Annotated in this window: 14 protein-coding genes; 4 read left to right on the top strand and 10 right to left on the bottom strand. The window is 68.5% G+C overall.

What is annotated here, in order from left to right; translation table 11 throughout:
- Nucleotides 1-63 precede the first annotated feature (63 nt).
- The 3 genes from MC45_RS13865 to murA all read right to left on the bottom strand — a co-directional run bounded on the left by MC45_RS13865 (nucleotide 64) and on the right by murA (nucleotide 4,948).
- Complete coding sequence (locus MC45_RS13865) at nucleotides 64-1,020, bottom strand: helix-turn-helix domain-containing protein (protein WP_081974444.1); 957 nt, start codon at nucleotides 1,018-1,020, stop codon at nucleotides 64-66.
- A 98-nt stretch (nucleotides 1,021-1,118) separates the two neighbouring features.
- The gene (gene ptsP, locus MC45_RS13860) at nucleotides 1,119-3,392 is read right to left on the bottom strand and encodes a phosphoenolpyruvate--protein phosphotransferase (RefSeq protein ID WP_038664303.1); all 2,274 of its coding nucleotides are present in this window, start codon (nucleotides 3,390-3,392) and stop codon (nucleotides 1,119-1,121) included.
- Between the two features lie 272 nt (nucleotides 3,393-3,664).
- On the bottom strand, nucleotides 3,665-4,948 hold the full coding sequence (gene murA, locus MC45_RS13855; protein ID WP_038664300.1) for a UDP-N-acetylglucosamine 1-carboxyvinyltransferase: 1,284 nt from the start codon (nucleotides 4,946-4,948) through the stop codon (nucleotides 3,665-3,667).
- 160 nt (nucleotides 4,949-5,108) lie between these two features.
- Here murA and MC45_RS13850 point away from each other — a divergent pair, with 160 nt between their 5' ends.
- Nucleotides 5,109-5,855 carry a Crp/Fnr family transcriptional regulator gene (locus tag MC45_RS13850; protein ID WP_038667450.1) on the top strand — a complete coding sequence of 249 codons (747 nt, stop codon included), beginning with the start codon at nucleotides 5,109-5,111 and terminating at the stop codon, nucleotides 5,853-5,855.
- 24 nt (nucleotides 5,856-5,879) lie between these two features.
- Here MC45_RS13850 and clpS read toward each other — a convergent pair whose 3' ends face one another.
- The 3 genes from clpS to MC45_RS13835 all read right to left on the bottom strand — a co-directional run bounded on the left by clpS (nucleotide 5,880) and on the right by MC45_RS13835 (nucleotide 8,861).
- Entirely contained in the window at nucleotides 5,880-6,203 is a 324-nt protein-coding gene (clpS, locus tag MC45_RS13845; protein ID WP_038664297.1) for an ATP-dependent Clp protease adapter ClpS, read from the bottom strand.
- 129 nt (nucleotides 6,204-6,332) lie between these two features.
- On the bottom strand, nucleotides 6,333-7,001 hold the full coding sequence (locus MC45_RS13840; protein WP_038664293.1) for a phasin family protein: 669 nt from the start codon (nucleotides 6,999-7,001) through the stop codon (nucleotides 6,333-6,335).
- A 90-nt stretch (nucleotides 7,002-7,091) separates the two neighbouring features.
- Nucleotides 7,092-8,861, bottom strand: coding sequence for a PHA/PHB synthase family protein (locus tag MC45_RS13835; RefSeq protein ID WP_038664290.1), 1,770 nt, complete (start codon nucleotides 8,859-8,861; stop codon nucleotides 7,092-7,094).
- A 118-nt stretch (nucleotides 8,862-8,979) separates the two neighbouring features.
- Here MC45_RS13835 and MC45_RS13830 point away from each other — a divergent pair, with 118 nt between their 5' ends.
- Complete coding sequence (locus MC45_RS13830) at nucleotides 8,980-9,654, top strand: queuosine precursor transporter (protein ID WP_038664288.1); 675 nt, start codon at nucleotides 8,980-8,982, stop codon at nucleotides 9,652-9,654.
- Nucleotides 9,655-9,866: 212 nt separating this feature from the next.
- Here the strand turns inward: MC45_RS13830 and MC45_RS13825 are convergent, their stop codons facing one another.
- Complete coding sequence (locus tag MC45_RS13825; protein ID WP_052075679.1) at nucleotides 9,867-10,133, bottom strand: DUF2312 domain-containing protein; 267 nt, start codon at nucleotides 10,131-10,133, stop codon at nucleotides 9,867-9,869.
- Between the two features lie 104 nt (nucleotides 10,134-10,237).
- Complete coding sequence (locus MC45_RS13820; RefSeq protein WP_038664285.1) at nucleotides 10,238-10,624, bottom strand: DUF1244 domain-containing protein; 387 nt, start codon at nucleotides 10,622-10,624, stop codon at nucleotides 10,238-10,240.
- Between the two features lie 75 nt (nucleotides 10,625-10,699).
- On the opposite strand from MC45_RS13820, the gene pyk reads away from it, so the two are divergent.
- Nucleotides 10,700-12,154 carry a pyruvate kinase gene (gene pyk / locus MC45_RS13815; RefSeq protein ID WP_038664282.1) on the top strand — a complete coding sequence of 485 codons (1,455 nt, stop codon included), beginning with the start codon at nucleotides 10,700-10,702 and terminating at the stop codon, nucleotides 12,152-12,154.
- 94 nt (nucleotides 12,155-12,248) lie between these two features.
- Nucleotides 12,249-13,268 carry a glycosyltransferase family 2 protein gene (locus tag MC45_RS13810; RefSeq protein WP_038664279.1) on the top strand — a complete coding sequence of 340 codons (1,020 nt, stop codon included), beginning with the start codon at nucleotides 12,249-12,251 and terminating at the stop codon, nucleotides 13,266-13,268.
- A gap of 12 nt (nucleotides 13,269-13,280) precedes the next feature.
- Here the strand turns inward: MC45_RS13810 and MC45_RS13805 are convergent, their stop codons facing one another.
- Nucleotides 13,281-14,009 (bottom strand): class I SAM-dependent methyltransferase, encoded by a 729-nt coding sequence (locus tag MC45_RS13805; RefSeq protein ID WP_038664276.1) that lies wholly within the window; start codon nucleotides 14,007-14,009, stop codon nucleotides 13,281-13,283.
- Nucleotides 14,009-14,440, bottom strand: coding sequence for a GtrA family protein (locus tag MC45_RS13800; RefSeq protein WP_081974442.1), 432 nt, complete (start codon nucleotides 14,438-14,440; stop codon nucleotides 14,009-14,011). Before MC45_RS13800 ends, MC45_RS13805 begins: the two co-directional genes overlap by 1 nt.
- Between the last annotated feature and the right edge of the window lie 36 nt (nucleotides 14,441-14,476).

Genomic DNA, 14,476 nt, shown 5'->3' with positions numbered 1-14,476 from the left:
CCCCGGCGCGGCTTGGGTCAATTCCATGCCGCCATAGCTGCATCCGGCCACCTGTCGCCAGCCTTAAGGTGCGAAAGAATTGCCTGTCGCCGCCGGCTCTTGCGGGACGATGCGGTCGGCGCCGGCGGTGTCGGCGGGGCTGCTGCGCCGGTTGCCGCCGTCGCGCCGCGCACCGCCGCTGCGGGTCGGTCGAGGCGCCGCCGTCGGCGTCCCGGCGGGCTGGGCGGCGGGCTGGCCGGCGAGGCGCAGCGCGACCGCCGAGCCGCTGACCGCGACATCCTTGATCGGGCGCGATCCGTCGCCGAGCGGCGGGATCGCCGAACCGTTGAGCGTGACCGCCAATTTGTCGGGACGGCCGACGTTGATCATCGGATCCTTGGCGGCGGCGGGCACCTCGAACCGGTCGCCTGGCTTCATCGTACCCTGGAACAGCACCTTGTCGTCGGCGTCGTAGACGCGCAGCCATACCGTGTCGGTCGCGGTCAGCACCACCTGCCCGCCGGTCGGGATCGCCGGCGACGGCGCCGCGGTCGGCTTGGGCGCGACCGCCTGCGTGGCGACGTCGTCGGTCGCCGCCGTGGTGGTGGCCTGCGGCTGGAACAGGCTGCTGCCATACCAGAGCGCGACGAGAATCAAGACCGCGAGCGCGACGCCGGCGCCGATCACCGCGACGCCGCGCGAGGGCACCCGCGCCGGGTCGGCGGTGACGTAGGGGACGTATTCGGGCTGGCGCGGCCCGAGCCGGTCGAGCTCGCGGCGTACGTCCTGCGCGATCGAGACCTCGTCGGCATCGACGGCGCGCGCATAGGCCTTGGAGAAGCCCATCGCATAGGTCGGCGAGGGCAGCAGCGCATAGTCGCCGGTCTCCAACGCCTCCAGATGTCGTTGCGGCACGCGCGTCCGCGCCGCGACTTCGGCCAGGCTCAGCCCCCTGATCTCCCGCGCTTGGCGCAGCCGTTCACCCGGGCGAGCCTGGGCAACGGGGGTCGGGTTCGGCTGGCCGGGATCGACCTCGTCCATTCGTGTCTCCAAGGGAGGGCTGCGGATCGCTGACGTGCATGACATTCCCCGATGCCTTGCTGCAAGTCAACGCGGGGTGGCCGCGGTTCGGCAGCCTTTCAGGCCAGATCGACGCCGTGCTGCGCCGCCCATTCGGTCAGCGCGCCGCGCATGTCGCGCGGCGGACGCGCGATCAGCTCGGCGACGAAACGCTGGACCGCGCCATGATCGAGGCTGCGCACCATCGCCTTGATCGGCCCGATCGCCGCCGGGGTGATCGACAGCCGATCGATTCCCAATCCGATCAACGCCATGGCCTCGACCGGCCGCCCACCCATCTCGCCGCAGACGCCGAGGTCGACGCCCGCGTCGCGGCACGGCCCGATCACCCGCGACAGGAAGCGCAGGATCGACGGGCTCAGCCAGTCGTAGCGTTCGGCGAGCCGCGGATTGGCGCGATCGGCCGCGAATAAAAATTGCGTGAGGTCGTTGGTGCCGACCGACAGGAAGTCGATGTCGGGCAGCAACAGATCGAGCTGCTCGGCGAGCGCGGGCACCTCGAGCATCGCGCCATAGCGGATCGCCAGCGGCGGCCGCCGCCCGCGCGCATCGAGCCAGACGCGCTGCGCCTCGAACAGCGCCTTCGCCTCGGCGAATTCCCACGCCTCCGACACCATCGGGAACATGACGTTGAGCGTGCGCCCCGCCGCCGCCTCGATCAGCGCGCGCGCCTGCACCTTCATCAGGCCGTCGCGGTCGAGCGCGAGCCGCAGCGCGCGCCAGCCCATCGCCGGATTCTCCTCGTCGGCATCTTTCTTGTTGAGATAGGGCAATGCCTTGTCGCCGCCGATATCGACCGTGCGGAAGATCACCGGACGCGTCCCCGCCGCGTCGAGCACCTCGCGATAGAGCCGCTGCTGGCGCTCGCGCTGCGGCAGCGTCGCCGAGACGAGGAACTGGAATTCGGTGCGGAACAGGCCGATGCCGTCGGCACCGGTCACGTCGAGCGCGGCGACATCGTCGCGCAGTCCGGCGTTGACCATCAGCGTGACGCGGTGACCGTCCTTGGTCACCGGCGGCACGTCGCGCAGCGCGGCGAAGGCGGCTTTGCGTTTCTGGCGCATCGCGAGCTTGGCTTCGAACGCCTCCTCCATCGCCGCCGACGGGCGGACGAAGACGTTGCCGGCAACCGAATCGAGCAGCAGCAGATCGCCCTCGGCGATCAATCGGCGGACGTCGCGGACGCGCCCTAGCACCGGCACGCCCATCGCGCGCGCGACGATCGTGACATGTGCGGTGAGCGACCCTTCTTCCAGGATCACCCCCTTCAGCCGCCGCTTGTCATATTCGAGCAATTCGGCGGGGCCGAGATTGCGCGCGATCAGGATCGTGTCCTGGCGCAGCCCCATCTGCGCCGCCGTGCCCATCTGGCCCGAGACGATGCGCAGCAGCCGGTTGGCGAGATCCTCGAGATCGTGCATCCGGTCGGCGAGCAGCGGATCGTCGATCTGGCGCATGCGCTGGCGGGTGCGCTGCTGGACGCGCTCGATCGCGGCCTCGGCGGTGAGCCCCGAATCGATCGCCTCGTTGATCCGCCGCGCCCAGCCCTCGTCATAGGCGAACATCTTGTAGGTCTGGAGGACCTCCTCATGCTCGCCGCCGACGCCGAATTCCGCCTCGCGCGTCATCCGGTCGATCTGTTCGCGCATCTTGTCGAAGGCGGCATAGACGCGGTGGCGCTCGGCGTCGGTGTCCTCGGCGACGGTATGTTCGACGACGATGCGCGGCTGGTGGAAGACGGCGTGGCCCGATGCCATGCCCTCGACCAGTTTCTGCCCGGGCAGGCGCACCGCCGCGGTCGATTGCGGCCGGTCGCTGCCGGCGGTCGCGCTGTCGATCAGCCCGGCGTTGGCGATCAGTTCCGACAGCACCATCGCGACGGTCTGCAACGCCTCGATCTCGACGTCCTGATATTTGCGCTGCTCGCTATGCTGGACGGCGAGCACGCCGACCGCGCGCTCGCGGCGGATGATCGGCACGCCGGCGAAGCTGTGATAGCGTTCCTCGCCGGTCTCGGGCTTGTAGGCGAAATCGGGGTGGCTCGCCGCCTCGTCGAGGTTGAGCACCTCGACATCCTCGGCGATCGAGCCGACCAGCCCCTCGCCGAGCGCCAGCTTGGTGACGTGGACCGCCGCCTGGTCGAGCCCGCGCGTCGCGAAGAGTTCGAGCACGCCTTCGCGCAGCAGATAGATCGAGCAGACCTCGCTATCCATCGCCTCGGCGATGATGCCGACGACGGCGTTGAGCTTGGCCTGCGCCGGGTTGCGACCCGCCATCACGTCGTGAAGGCGGGTCAGGATCTCACGGGCGGATGCGGCGGCCGAACTGGGCATGACAGCAGGGCTAACAGATGCCGGGGCAGGGTGCCATGCACCATTCGTCGGGGGTGGGGGTTGGTTTCGCGTAATCGCACACCGACCACTCCGTCATCCCGGAACAAGTCGAGGCCTCCAGGAAAGTCGCCCGGTGCTCCTGCGAAAGCAGGAGCCCAGGATTCCCGAACGCCATAAGACGTTGTTTGCTTGGCTCTGGGCTCCTGCGTTCGCAGGAGCACTGCGCTGATATAGGCCGGGGTCACGGATCTTGCGGGGCTCAGCCCCGAACGTCACCCGTCGCTGGCGCGTTCGATGTCGGCGCCGACCGCGGAGAGCTTCTCCTCCAGCCGCTCGTAGCCGCGGTCGAGGTGGTAGACGCGCGCGACCGAGGTCTCGCCCTCCGCCGCCAGCCCCGCGAGGATCAGGCTCATCGACGCGCGCAGGTCGGTCGCCATCACCGGCGCGCCGACCAGCCGGTCGACGCCCTTGACCACCGCGGTACGGCCGTGGACCTGGATGTCGGCACCCATCCGCGCCAGCTCGGGCACGTGCATGTAGCGGTTCTCGAAGATCGTCTCGGTCAGCACGCTGGCGCCCGACGCCTTGCACAGCATCGCCATGAACTGCGCCTGCATGTCGGTGGCGAAGCCCGGATAGGGCGCGGTCGACAACGTGATCGGGCCGAGCGGCGCATTCGCCTCGACCGACACGCCGTCGCGCGTCTCGGTCACCGTCACGCCCGCCTCGCGCAGCGCGTCGATCGTCGCCTGCATGTCGGCGGCATTGGCGCCGAGCAGCTCGAGCGAGCCGCCGGTGATCGCCGCGGCGCAGGCATAGCTGCCCGCCTCGATCCGGTCGGGCATCACCGCATAGGTCGCGCCGTGGAGCCGGTCGACGCCCTCGATCTCCAGCGTCTCGGTGCCGATCCCCTCGATCCGCGCGCCCATCGCGACGAGGCAGTTGCACAGGTCGACGATCTCGGGCTCGCGCGCCGCATTTTCGATCACGCTGCTGCCCTTGGCCAGCACCGCCGCCATCACGACATTCTCGGTCGCGCCGACCGACACCACCGGGAAGCGATAGCGCCCACCGGTCAGTCGCCCGCCCGGCGCGGTCGCCTTGACATAGCCCGCCGCCATTTCGAGCTCGGCGCCGATCGCCTCCAGCGCCTTGAGGTGCAGGTCGATCGGGCGATTGCCGATCGCGCAGCCGCCGGGCAGCGACACCGTCGCCTCGCCGGCGCGCGCCAGCACCGGGCCGAGCACGAGGATCGACGCGCGCATCTTGCGGACGATATCGTAGGGCGCCTCGGTCGAGGTGAGCTTGCCGGCGCGGATCGTCATCACCCGGCCGAAATCCTCCGGCCGCGTCCCCTCGATCCGCGTCGAGGCGCCCAACTGGTTGAGCAGATGGCCGAAACCGTCGACGTCGGCGAGCCGCGGCAAATTGCGCAGCGTCAGCGGTTCGTCGGTAAGCAAGGCGCAGGGCATCAGCGTCAGCGCGGCGTTCTTGGCGCCCGAGATGCGCAGGCGGCCCGACAGGCGATTGCCGCCACGGATGAGGATACGGTCCATCCCCGTCGTCTAACGCGCCGCCGCGCCCGCGCAAGACGCGAATGCGGCGATGGACGATCGCACCCGCATAACCAACTTTAACCCGGCTTGTTGATTGATTTTAATGCACCGACTTGGGTTGCTGCTACCCAGAATCGATTAATTGGGGGATTTCAACAGCGTGACGACCAGTTGCCTCGCCGAGCGCCTCGGCGAACTGATCGACCTGTCGAACAATGAGAAGGCGGCCCTCGACAGCCTCGAACAGCGCGAACGGACACTGCGCCGCGGCGCGGTGCTGCTGCGCGAACACGACAAATCCCCGGAGCTGTTCGTGGTCAAACGCGGCACGATGATGAGCTATGTCATCCTGCCCGACGGCAGCCGCCAGATCCTGCGGTTCCTGTTCCGCGGCGATCTGGTGGCGATGGCGGGGCTGGTCTATCGCAACTCGCCCGAAACGGTGATCGCGCTCACCGAATGCGCCGTCGCGCCGGTCGAGCGGGCGGCGATCGGCACGCTCAGCGCCGATCATCCCCGACTCGCCGCGCTGCTGATCGCGGTCGACCAGATCGAACGCGTCGCGCTCACCGACCGGCTCGCCGGGCTCGGCCGCACCTCGGCCAAGGCGCGCGTCGCGGCGCTGCTGATCGACATCCGCAACCGGCTGCGCATCGTCGACGGCACCGCCGGCAACACCTTCCAGCTCGGGCTGACGCAGGAGGAGATCGGCGATGCCACCGGGCTCACCGCGGTGCACGTCAACCGCATGCTGCGCCAGCTGCAGGACGAGGGGATGATCGCGCGCGACGGCGGCCGGATGACCTTCGTCGACGAAACCATGTTGGTGCGGACCGCGCATCACACCGCGCGCGACACCGCACGGGCGGCAGGTCTCGACTTCAGCTGGCTGCCGGGCGCGCGGTAACGGCGACGGCGGCCTGTCCGACGTTTACGCCTTCTCCAGCGTACATTGCAGCGGATGCTGGTTCTGGCGGGCGAAGTCCATGACCTGCCCGACCTTGGTCTCGGCGACTTCGTAGGAGAACACGCCGCAGACGCCGACGCCCTTCTGATGGACGTGCAGCATGACCCGCGTCGCCTCCTCCATGTTCATCCGGAAGAAGCGTTGCAGGCACAGGACGACGAATTCCATCGGCGTATAGTCGTCGTTGAGCATCAGAACGCGGTACGGCGTCGGCTGTTTTGTCCGCGTCCGGGTCTTGGTGGCGAGGCCGGTGCCCTCATCCGTTCCATCGTCGCGGCGTTCGGCCATCGTGATCGCTTCAACTGTCATGGTGATCGCCGAAATATGGCACGCCGGGCGCGCGGAGCAAGGGCTTGGAACAGGAAAAGGGCGACCGCATCGCTGCGGCCGCCCCTTTGCTCTGGATCGAATAGAAGTTTACGCCGCGACCTTCAGCTTCTCGGCGGCGAGCGCGACGCGGTTCGACAGCGGCTGCACCACTTCGCCGGCGAGCTTCAGCACCGCTTCGGCATTGTGCGAGCTGTGCTGGACGAGCGCGTCGAACGACGAGCGGACGTAATCCGAATGCAGCTTGAAGAATTCGGTCGGCGACTTGACCGAGGTCAGCGTCTTGGCGACCGTGGCGGCCTCCTCGAACGACTTCTTGGCATAAGCGGCAGCATCCTGGCCGAGCGTCTCGAGGCCGCGCGCGGCGATCTTCGACGATTCGACGAGCGCCTCGATATTGCCCTTGCCGAACTCGCTGGCCTCCTGGAGCAGCTTCTGGCTCTTGTCGACGGCACCCTTGGCGCGGTCGGTCGCATCGGTGAAGGCGGTCTGGGTCGTGGCGGTGACGTTTTCGATCGTTTCCATGGGAACTTCCTTTGCTGCGGGTGGGACAATCGGCGCGACCGCGACCGGGACGGCGGCGGGCACGACGGGAAGCGATGCGGTCGCCGGCTCGGGCGCACGCACCGCAGCCGGCTTCCTGCCGGTCGGCTTGATCTTGGAACGCTGGGACGGGGCGGCGGCGCTATCGGCGCCACGCGCGGCGCCGGCGCCACGGCGGGCGGGCGTGATCGGCGACTTCGGGACGGTATCGTCCATCGATCCTACTCCAGCTATTATGCTGCAACGCACAATAGTCGGTATCGCCCTCACTTTCAACTAAATTTGTTGCGGTGCAGCATGATAGCGTTACCGCGCGCGGACATAGTCTCCCGGTGCCTCGCCGAGCGCGGTCAGCGCCCCCGTGCCGGGCAGCCGTGCGCCCGCCGCGGCGACGGTGTCGCCGTCGATCGCGCGCAGCCAGGCGAGCCAGTCCGGCCACCAGCTACCCTTCGTCTCGGTCGCGCCGGCGACGAATTCGGCGAGGCTCTCCGCACCCGATTCGTTGGTCCAATATTGGTATTTGCCCGCCGCCGGCGGGTTCACCACGCCCGCGATATGCCCCGATCCGGCGAGCACGAAGCGCAGCGGCCCGCGCAGCAGATGGGTGATTCGCCAGACGCTGTCGGCCGGCGCGATATGATCCTCGCGCCCCGCCTGGACATAGGCCGGCGTCGTCACCCGGCGAAGATCGAGCGCCTCGCCCGCCACCGACATCGCGCCCGGCTGGACGAGCAGATTGTCGCGATACAGATCGGTCAGGTACGACAGATGCCATTTCGCCGGCAGGTTGGTGGTGTCGCCGTTCCAGTGGAGCAAATCGAACGGCGTATAGTCGGACCCCAACAGATAATTGTTGGTGACGTAATTCCAGATCAGGTCGCGCCCGCGCAACAGGTTGAACGTCGCGGCCATGTAGCGCCCGTCGAGGAAGCCCTGCGGCGACAAGGTGCCGATCAGCGCCAGTTGCTCGTCGGTGACGAAATGCTGCAATTCGCCGGCCTGCGCGAAATCGACCTGCGCGGTGAAGAAGGTCGCGCTGGCGACCTTGTCCGCCTCGTCGCGCGCGGCGAGCAGGGCCAGCGTCGCCGCCAGCGTCGTGCCGGCGACGCAATAGCCGATCGTATGCACCGCCGGGACGTCGAGCGCGGCGCGGATCGTGTCGACCGCGTCGACCTGCGCGGTGACGTAATCGTCCCACACCACGTCCTTCATCGACGCGTCCGCCGACTTCCACGACACCATGAAGACGGTGATGCCCTGTTCCACCGCCCAGCGGATGAAGCTCTTCTCGGGGGTCAGATCGAGGATGTAGAAGCGGTTGATCCACGGCGGGAAGATCACCAGCGGCGTCGTCATGACGCGGTCGGTGGTCGGCGTATATTGGATCAGCTCGTACAGCGGCGTGCGCTTGACCACCTTGCCCGGCGTCGTCGCCAGGTTGCGGCCGACCTCGAACGCGCCCTCGGACGTATGGGTGAGCTGGCCCTTCTGGATATCGGCGAGCATGTTCCTGAGCCCGTCGAGCAGGTTCTGCCCCTTGGTCGCGATCGTCTTCTCGACCACCTCGGGGTTGGTCAGCGGGAAGTTGGACGGGCTCATCGCCTCGACGAGCCCGCGCGCGGCGAAGCGCAACTGCTCCTTCTGCCGCTCGGGCACGCCGTCGAGCGCGTCGACGCCGCGCAGCATATGGTCGGCGATCAGATTGTAGCTGCGGCGGATCCAGTCGAACCAGGGATCGTCGCGCCACGCCGCCGCCTTGAAGCGCTTGTCGCGCGCGTCGCCGTCCGATTGCGGCGGCGGCGGCACCGCCGCGGCGGGATCGACGAAGCGCTGCCACAGCGCCAGATTGTCGCGCCAATAATCCTGCGTCTGGCGGACCAGCGCGGGATTGACGAGCGGGGAGGGCGCCGCGTCGGGCAGCGCGCCGCCCGCCGTCATCAGGCCCAGGCCCTGCTCCATCATCATCTGCTGCGCGCGGCCCATCACCCAGGTCCAATGCTGGAGCTCGGCGAGATCGGGCGCGCCGGGGGCGGCATCCTGTGCGCGGGCGGTCTGGTCGTCGTGCGGATCGGCCATGGCATCCTCTTCTCCGCGGGCGACGTTACCCGTCGCGCGCCTGCGTGGGAATGGCTATCCGCACCGGCCGCCCCGCGCGCGGTTTGCAGGCCGGGCGAAAGCCGCTAGCGTCGCGGCGATGGACACTCCGGTTCGCGCTATCCCGCGCTCGCTCTTCGCTTTCTCGATCTTCTACGGCGGCATGGTCTGCATCGCCGGCGTGCTCGGCAACAAACAGGTCGCGCTCGGCCCGCTGTCGGCGCTGGGGCCGCTCGTCGGGCTCGGCCCGCTCGCGGTGGAGGCGGGCATCTTCGCCTTCCTGCTGCTCGTCGTCGTGTCGAGCGCGATCGCCGAACTGCACGGCGGCGACACCGCGACGCGGCTGGTGCGGATCGGCTTCGCGCCGCTGATCGTGTCGATCCTGCTGTCGGTGGTGGTGCTGTCGGTGCCCGCCGCCGCGGACATGGACCCGGCGCGGCGCGACGCCTTCACGCTGATGATGGGCGGCACGCCGCGCATCTGGCTCGGCGGCATCGTCGCCTACGGCATCTCGCAGACGCTCAACGTGACGATCTTCGCCGCGCTGAAAGGGCGCGAGGGGAGCGGGCTGCTCTGGCTGCGCGCCGGCATCGCCAGCGTGCTCAGCCAGATCGTCGACACCTTGCTGTTCGTGACGATCGCCTTCGCCGGCGTCTTCCCGATCGGCGAATTGCTGCTCGGCCAGATGATCGCCAAGGTGCTGCTCTCGGCGATCCTGGTGCCGCCGCTGATCTATCTGTTCGTCGGTTTGGGCCGGCGGCTCGACCGGGGGTGATTCGCCGATGGCCAGTGCCCCATCAAGGCTCGCCACTGCGCCATTCGAAACCCGTCACCCCGGACTGGTTCCGGGGTCCACGGGGCCACAGGCGCGCGCTCACGGCTCCGGCCATTCTCCTCGCCGCAGGGTAGACCCCGGAACGAGTCCGGGGTGACGGCGTGGGTGGGAGAAAAGGTGCGGCCACACGCCGCTATCTCCGCACCCAGCGATCAGATCATTCCGAGCGCCTGCATGTACACTTCGAGGATCGCCTCCTCCTCCTGATATTCTTCCTTCTTCTTCTTGCGGATCGAGAGGATCTTGCGGATCGCCTTGGGGTCGTAGCCGCGGCCCTTGGCCTCGGCCATCACGTCCTTGATGTCGTCGGCGATGCCCTTCTTCTCTTCCTCGAGCCGCTCGGCGCGCTCGATCAGGAGGCGCAGCTCGTCCGCCGCGACCTGGCCGCCGCCCATGCCGTCTTGCCGTTCTTCCGCCATTGTCCCACCCCGCCGCAGGCGCCCTGCGGCCCTCATATGATTCGCTGAAAGGATACCGGTCACGACCGGTAGGGGCGGGCGTCTAGGCGCTTAGCCCGCCGGGCTCAACCCCGGCCGGGCTCGGTCATCGCGGGCGGATCGCTCGCCGGGAAACTCTCGTCGAGCGCCTCGTCGAGGGCCGCATCCCCGGCGTCGCGGCCCTCGTTGCGCTTGAGGCTTTCCTCCATGCGGGCGAGCTGTTCGGGGGTCGCCTCGCTCTGGTAGCGCGCCTTCCACTCGGCCTGCGGCATGCCGTAGATCGTCTCGCGCGCCTCGGCCTTGCTCAGGCCGCCCGCTTCCTCGATCCAGTCGGACAGGCAATTGCGGCAGAATCCCGACAGGCCCATCAGGTCGACGTTCTGCGCATCGGTGCGATGGCGCAGGTGGCGGACGAGGCGGCGGAACGCCGCCGCGGCGACGGCGTCGGGCAGCGCGGCGAGTTTGTCGGTCATGAAAACCTTTCGGAAGTTGATCGGTCCTAGATAGGGGCTAGAGGGGAGCGCGGCCATTCCCCAGGAGCCCTTTCTATGACGACTGCCATTGCGCCCCGCGCGCGAAAGGTTCGCGTGCTGGCGACATTAGGTCCGGCAAGCAACACCCCCGAGATGATCGCGACGCTGTTCCAGGCGGGCGCGGACGCCTTCCGCGTCAACATGAGCCACGGCGACCAGCAGTCCAAGGTCGCGGTGATCCAGGCGATCCGCGCGCTCGAACAGGAATTCAACCGTCCGACGACGATCCTCGCCGATCTGCAGGGCCCGAAGCTGCGCGTCGGCAAGTTCGAGGGCGGGCGCACCGTGCTCGAACACGGCAGCACCTTCGTGCTCGACCGCGATCCGACGCCGGGCGACGCCACCCGCGTCGAGCTGCCGCACAAGGAGATCTTCGCGGCGATCGAACCGGGCGCACGCCTGCTGCTCGACGACGGCAAGCTGGTGCTGCGCGTTACCGACCACGACGCCGACCGGATCGAGACATTGGTCGAGGTCGGCGGCGCGCTGTCGAACAACAAGGGGCTCAACGTCCCCGACGTCGTGCTGCCGATGGCGGCGCTGACCGAGAAGGACCGCAGCGACCTCGCCTTCGCGGTCGAACAGGGCGTCGACTGGATCGCGCTCTCCTTCGTGCAGCGGCCCGAGGATCTCGCCGAGGCGCGCAAGCTGATCGGCGGCAAGGCGGCCCTGCTCGCCAAGATCGAGAAGCCCGCGGCGATCGACCGGCTCGAGGAGATCGTCGAGATGTGCGACGGCGTGATGGTCGCGCGCGGCGATCTCGGCGTCGAGCTGCCGCCGCAGACCGTGCCGCCGCTCCAGAAGCGCATCGTCGAGACGTCGCGCCGGCTCGGCCGCCCGGTCGTCGTCGCGACGCAGATGCTCGAATCGATGATCCAGAGCCCGTCGCCGACCCGCGCCGAAGTGTCCGACGTCGCCACCGCGATCTACGACGGCGCCGACGCGATCATGCTGTCGGCGGAAAGCGCCGCGGGCGCGTGGCCGGTCGAATCGGTCGCGATGATGAACTCGATCGGCGTCTCGGTCGAAAGCGACCCGATGCACGGCGACCGCGTCCATTTCACCGTGACGCGCCCCGACCCGACCACCGCCGACGCTCTGTCGGAAGCCGCCAAGCAGATCGCCAAGACCACCTCGGCGACCGCGATCATCTGCTTCACCACTTCGGGCTCGACCGCGCGCCGCATCGCCCGCGAGCGGCCCTCGGTGCCGATCCTCGTGCTCACCCCGAGCAAGGAGACGGCGCGCCGGCTCGGCCTGCTGTGGGGGACGCATGCGGTGCACACCCGCGACGTCGAATCGTTCGAGGACATGGTCGGCAAGGCGAAGCGCATGGCGCTGCGCACCGGCATCGCGCAGGCGGGCGACCGGGTGATCGTGATGGCGGGCGTGCCGTTCCGCACGCCGGGGTCGACCAACGTGCTCCACGTCGTCCGCATCATCGGCGACGAGCTCAAGGACTATAGCTGAGCATCGCGTCGTAGGCGCCGCCCGGCGCCTACGACCATGCGCTGCCACGTTACGTATGGATGACGGGCGTGTGAGCCGCTAAGGACGGGGCGTCATGTACCGTCCCGCCCTGTCCGTCGTCATCCCGTGCTACAACGAGGCCGCGTGCCTGGACCTGCTGCACGCGCGGGTCGCGGCGGCGGCCCGCGCCGCGGTCGGCGACGATCACGAGATCGTCCTCATCAACGACGGCAGCCGCGACGACAGCTGGGCGGTGATGCAGCGGCTCAGCGAACAGGACCCGCGGCTGGTCGCGATCAACCTGTCGCGCAACCACGGCCACCAACTGGCGCTGACCGCCGGGCTCGATCTGTGTTCGGGCGAACAGATCCTCATCATCGACGCCGATCTCCAGGACCCGCCCGAACTGCTCACCGACATGCGCGCGACGATGAGCGCTGAGGGCGCCGACGTCGTCTATGCGGTGCGCCGCAAGCGCGAGGGCGAGACGATCTTCAAGAAGGCGACCGCCGCTGCTTTCTATCGCGTGCTCGACCGCGTCACCGACACGCCGATCCCGCTCGATACCGGCGATTTCCGGCTGATGAGCCGCCGCGCGCTCGACGCACTGCTATCTTTGCCGGAACAGGCGCGCTTCATCCGCGGCATGGTGGCATGGGTCGGCTTCCGTCAGGTACCGTTTCCCTACGACCGTGCCGAACGCCATGCCGGCGAGACCAATTATCCGCTCGGCAAGATGGTACGGCTCGCCTTCGACGCGGTCACCGGCTTCTCGACCGCGCCGCTGCGCTTCGCCAGCCACGCCTCGGTGATCCTTGCCGGCGCCTCGCTGCTGCTGCTCTTCTACATCCTGTGGGGCTTTTTCGAAGGCTCGCCGGTGCAGGGCTGGACCTCGACGATGCTCGTCGTCACCGTGCTGTCGGCGGCGCAGATGTTCGTCCTCGGCATGATCGGCGAATATCTCGGCCGGCTCTACATCGAATCGAAGCGGCGGCCGCTCTATCTGGTCGCCGACATCGCCGGCCCGGTAAAGGGCCGCTCGACGCTCGGCTTCAACGCCGCCGAACCCTCGCCCGAGTTCGAATTGGCGGACGAACGACGGGCGGCCGAATAGCCGCCGTCCGGATCAGTTCGGCTCCGCCAGCGTCACGATCGACACGCCCGGCGTCAGCGGCACGCGGCCGACGGCGTGGCGTTCGAGCCGGAAGATCTTCTCGAACAAGGCGTTGAGCGGCTTGGCGGGGGGCGAATCGTCGCTGTCGTCGCGGCCCGTCAGCCGTCCGGCGATCCGCGCCGCCGCGGCGAGCGGGAACAGCAGCGAATTGAAATAGGTGAGCTTGCGCGGCGCGAGCCCCGCCGCCGCGATCGCCTTGACCAGCGACGCCTTCGAATAGCGCCGGTGGTGGTGATTCACGACGTCGTGCGCGCTCCACAGCCATTGGTGCGCCGGCACCGCGATCAGGATCTTGCCGCCCGGCTTGAGCAGGCTCGCCATCCCCTTCAATGCCGCGACATCGTCCTCGATATGCTCGACCACGTCGAGCACCGCGACGAGGTCGTACGATCCGCGCGCGACGCCGGGCAGGTCGGGCAGCGGCGCATCGCCGACCGGGCGTCCGAGCCGCTCGCTGGCGATCGCGCGTGCGGCGGGATCGATCTCGATCGCATCGACCTCGCCGAAGCTCGCCAGCATCGGCAGATTGTGGCCGGTGCCGCAGCCGATCTCGAGGATGCGAGCGTCCTTGGGCAGGGCGCCGTAGCGGGTCAGATAGTCGCTGAGGATGTCGCGGCGGGCGCGATACCACCAATGGGTGGAATCATGCGCGGCCATGCGGTCGTAGACGATGCGATCCATTAAGCGAACACCAGCCAGCGATTGAGGATGAAGGTGACGATCGTCGCTAGCGCCACCGCGGGCAGCAGCGGTGCCCAGGCGGGCAGACCGAAATGCGCGGTGCCGATCCAGGTGACGATCGCGTTGAGCGCCATGCCGGTCGCCTGCACGCCGACGAACTGCGCCTGCTGCCAGCCGCCACGGCGACGCGTGCCATGGCCCTTGAAGCTCCAGCGGCTGTGCAGGAAGAAGCCCGCGGTGACCGCGACGGCGAAGGCGAACGGCACGGCGTAGACCGCATGCTCGCGCGGGAAGACCCAGGCGGTCAGCGGCAGATAGACCGCCGAATAGATCAGCGTCGAGATACCCCCGGCGATACCGAAGCGGATCATCTGCCCCAGCATGCCGCTGTCGCGTATCGCCGCAAGTCGTGCCGGTGCTTCCCTCGCCATCCGCTCCGCCCTAAAGCCATTGCTCCGGGAACGAAA

It is taken from the genome of Sphingomonas taxi, from assembly GCF_000764535.1.
Classification (GTDB): domain Bacteria; phylum Pseudomonadota; class Alphaproteobacteria; order Sphingomonadales; family Sphingomonadaceae; genus Sphingomonas; species Sphingomonas taxi.
This window is presented reverse-complemented; position numbering and strand designations above follow the sequence as displayed.

Excerpts from the sequence above, each read along its gene's own strand:
- MC45_RS13865 (WP_081974444.1), bottom strand. The coding sequence starts at position 1,020 with ATGGACGAGGTCGATCCCGGCCAGCCGAACCCGACCCCCGTTGCCCAG.
- ptsP (WP_038664303.1), bottom strand. The coding sequence starts at position 3,392 with ATGCCCAGTTCGGCCGCCGCATCCGCCCGTGAGATCCTGACCCGCCTT.
- murA (WP_038664300.1), bottom strand. The coding sequence starts at position 4,948 with ATGGACCGTATCCTCATCCGTGGCGGCAATCGCCTGTCGGGCCGCCTG.
- clpS (WP_038664297.1), bottom strand. The coding sequence starts at position 6,203 with ATGGCCGAACGCCGCGACGATGGAACGGATGAGGGCACCGGCCTCGCC.
- MC45_RS13840 (WP_038664293.1), bottom strand. The coding sequence starts at position 7,001 with ATGGACGATACCGTCCCGAAGTCGCCGATCACGCCCGCCCGCCGTGGC.
- MC45_RS13835 (WP_038664290.1), bottom strand. The coding sequence starts at position 8,861 with ATGGCCGATCCGCACGACGACCAGACCGCCCGCGCACAGGATGCCGCC.
- MC45_RS13830 (WP_038664288.1), top strand. The coding sequence starts at position 8,980 with ATGGACACTCCGGTTCGCGCTATCCCGCGCTCGCTCTTCGCTTTCTCG.
- MC45_RS13825 (WP_052075679.1), bottom strand. The coding sequence starts at position 10,133 with ATGGCGGAAGAACGGCAAGACGGCATGGGCGGCGGCCAGGTCGCGGCG.
- MC45_RS13820 (WP_038664285.1), bottom strand. The coding sequence starts at position 10,624 with ATGACCGACAAACTCGCCGCGCTGCCCGACGCCGTCGCCGCGGCGGCG.
- pyk (WP_038664282.1), top strand. The coding sequence starts at position 10,700 with ATGACGACTGCCATTGCGCCCCGCGCGCGAAAGGTTCGCGTGCTGGCG.
- MC45_RS13810 (WP_038664279.1), top strand. The coding sequence starts at position 12,249 with ATGTACCGTCCCGCCCTGTCCGTCGTCATCCCGTGCTACAACGAGGCC.
- MC45_RS13805 (WP_038664276.1), bottom strand. The coding sequence starts at position 14,009 with ATGGATCGCATCGTCTACGACCGCATGGCCGCGCATGATTCCACCCAT.
- MC45_RS13800 (WP_081974442.1), bottom strand. The coding sequence starts at position 14,440 with ATGGCGAGGGAAGCACCGGCACGACTTGCGGCGATACGCGACAGCGGC.